This is a genomic window from Corynebacterium sp. HMSC034A01 (assembly GCF_001838175.1).
GTDB lineage: Bacteria > Actinomycetota > Actinomycetes > Mycobacteriales > Mycobacteriaceae > Corynebacterium.
This window is the reverse complement of record NZ_KV835967.1, coordinates 1-2,786: the sequence shown is the minus strand read 5'-3', so window position 1 is coordinate 2,786 and position 2,786 is coordinate 1. Positions and strand designations below refer to the sequence as shown.

The window sequence follows — 2,786 nt, the reverse complement described above, 5'->3', positions numbered from 1 at the left end:
TGTCACTGTCACCGTCGAGAAGCCGGATGCCACCCAGGCCGAGACTTTCGACCCGAATTACGAGGAGCTCACCCAGGTAACGATCGACGGCAACAAGGCAACCAACAACCCGTTCGGTGAGGCTGATGCGCCGCTGAAGAACATCGATTCCAAGGCATCGGACGGCTCCCAGGATTGGGAGTTCGAGATGCAGGAGAACGGTGTCATCGTGGCCACCGCACCGACGACGGCTGAGGTTGGTGAGGCTGTCGGCGAACAGCTGCCCACCATTGACAAGAGCTGGGAGAAGTTCGTTGAGACCTTCACCCCGTACGCTCGCCCGACCGTGACGGTGGACTTCACCTACGAGGATGACTCGAAGGACGAAGGCGTCGACGCGAACTTCGACCTGCTTGGCAAGGACGGTAAGTCCCTGCTGGATCCGAATGGCGACTTCGACGGCGACGGCCACACCAACAAGGACGAGATCGAGAAGGGCACCAACCCGGCTGACAAGGACTCCAAGCCTTCTGAGGGCGACGATGTCAAGGACACCACTCCGCCGACCGTGAACCCGATCAAGCCGGGTGATAAGACCATCTCCGGTACGGGTGATCGTCCGAATGAGGACATCATCGTTGAGCTGCCGGGTGGCAAGAAGGTCGAGACCAAGACCGACAAGGACGGCAAGTGGACCATTGATGTTCCGGCTGGTGTTGAGCTCAAGCCGGGCGACAAGGTGATCGTTTCCGACGGTGCTGGTAACAAGACCCCGGCTCAGGTTGGTATTGACACCGGTAAGTGTGTTGCTACGTCCCTCGGGTTTGGTCTGCCGCTGCTGGCGTTGATCCCGCTGGGTCTGGCGTCGCAAATGGAGATTCCGGGTCTGTCCAACGTTGTGGCTGACGCGAACGCTCAGCTGCAGGCTGCGAACACCCGCATCCAGCAGCAGCTGGGTCTGTTCAACCCGGAGATTGCCGCGCAGGTTGATGCGGCGAACCGTCAGCTGGCGCAGTTCGGCACTGACATCGGCACCGTTGCCGGTGGTCTGGCGCTGATCGCGGCCGGCATCCTGGCTGGCACCCTGATCTATGACAACTGCTCCCCGAATGGTGGCGGCAGCTCTGTGAAGGATCTGGAGCTGAAGGGTTCTTCCGGTAAGACCTACGCTGGTTCTTCGAAGAAGGAGGACAAGGCTGGCGAGAAGGCTGCTGACAAGAAGTAGTAGTTTCGCGTAGCCCGGCTAAGTAGCCCCTGTTCTCCCTTTATGGGAGGGCAGGGGCTACTGCTTTATGTGACGCCTGGTACCGATGTCGACGGCCCGATCACGGTCACCGACCCGAACCTGCCCAACGGCGCAGTCGAGGCCGAGGTGCCGGTGGACGGCCACGAGAAGAACCGTGACGACAACGATTCCGACACCGCGTCCGTGACCACCCTGGACGTCCCGGCGGACGGCAACGCGCACGTTGTCGGCCGCGTGGACAACCCGGACAAGGACGGCGGCTACACCGGCAAGCTCGTGGACCGCTCCGGCAAGGAGATCGAGGGCGGCGTCGTCGAGATTGACCCGGAGACCGGCGAGATCAAGGCGACCGTGCCGGCCGGCACCGACCCGCGCGAGGCCTTCGTGGCCGTGCGCGACAAGGACGGCAAGCGCGTCACCGACAAGGACGGCTACGACCTGCGCGTCAGCATCGTCGCCCCGAACTACGGCGACGCCACCGCTGTGAAGCCGGGCGAGCAGGGCACGTCCAAGGATCCGTTCGCGGGCCAGGACCTCACCGCTAAGGTCACCGGCGCCGAGGTCGAAGGCTCCAAGGGCGCGGACAACTGGAGCTTTACTATCGACGGCACCTCCGGCGTGATCACCGGCCAGGCCCCGACGAACGAGCAGCTCCAGGACTCCTTCACCGAGAAGTTCCCGAACGGCAAGACCACCTGGGACGACTTTGTGAAGCAGTTCGACGGCATCGCCAACCCGTCCGCGACCGGCACCATCACCCTCGATGGCGTGAAGGACCCGCTGACCGGCGAGGCGAAATTCGAGCTGGTGGGCCAGGACGGCCGCTCCATCCTGGACCCGAACGGCGACTTCGACGGCGACGGCGTGTCCAACCGCGACGAGATCGAGGGCAAGTCCAACCCGCTCGACGCGGACTCCACCCCGTCCGAGGGCCAGGAAGTGTCTGAGACGCCGGCGCCGAAGCCGGAGAAGCCGGGCCTGACCGACGACGAGCGCAAGCGCTGCATCGCCACCTCCGTCGGCTTCGGACTGCCGCTGCTGGCGCTGATCCCGATCGGCCTGGCCACCCAGACCGCCATCCCGGGTCTGACCCCGGTGGTGGAGCAGTACTCCGAGCAGATCCGCCTGGCCAACGCCCGGATCCAGCAGGAGATGGGTGTGTTCAACCCGGAGATCGCGCTGCAGGTCGAGGTGATTAACAAGCAGCTGCGCCAGTTTGGCCTGGACGTGGCAACCGTGGGCGCAGGCCTCGCGCTGATCGCCGCCGGCATCCTCACCGGCACGATCATCTACGACAACTGCACCCCGGGCGGTATCGGCAGCTCCGTGCAGGACCTCGAGCTGAAGGGCTCCTCCGGCAAGAGCTACGCCAGCTCTTCCGAGAAGAAGTAGCCGCGTAGGGCTCGCGCCCTAGCAGCACTCGAGCCGAGCGCCCCCGCTTCCCGCACTGGGAGGCGGGGGCGCTTCGTATGCGTGCGACCCCCGGCATCGCCAAACCCTGGGATCTTCACCCTGGCAATGCGCAAAAATCGGCGGCGGGATCAAGCGGTTAATGCGCCAC

The 2,786-nt window shown here is 64.3% G+C and carries 1 protein-coding gene and 1 pseudogene; both read left to right on the top strand.

Annotation, left to right across the window (positions count from 1 at the left end; translation table 11 throughout):
- Positions 1–1,204: pseudogene (locus HMPREF2791_RS12060) on the top strand (hypothetical protein); the annotation flags it as partial.
- A 69-nt stretch (positions 1,205–1,273) separates the two neighbouring features.
- Positions 1,274–2,617, top strand: coding sequence for a hypothetical protein (locus tag HMPREF2791_RS06495; protein ID WP_070844798.1), 1,344 nt, complete (start codon positions 1,274–1,276; stop codon positions 2,615–2,617).
- Positions 2,618–2,786: the final 169 nt, after the last annotated feature.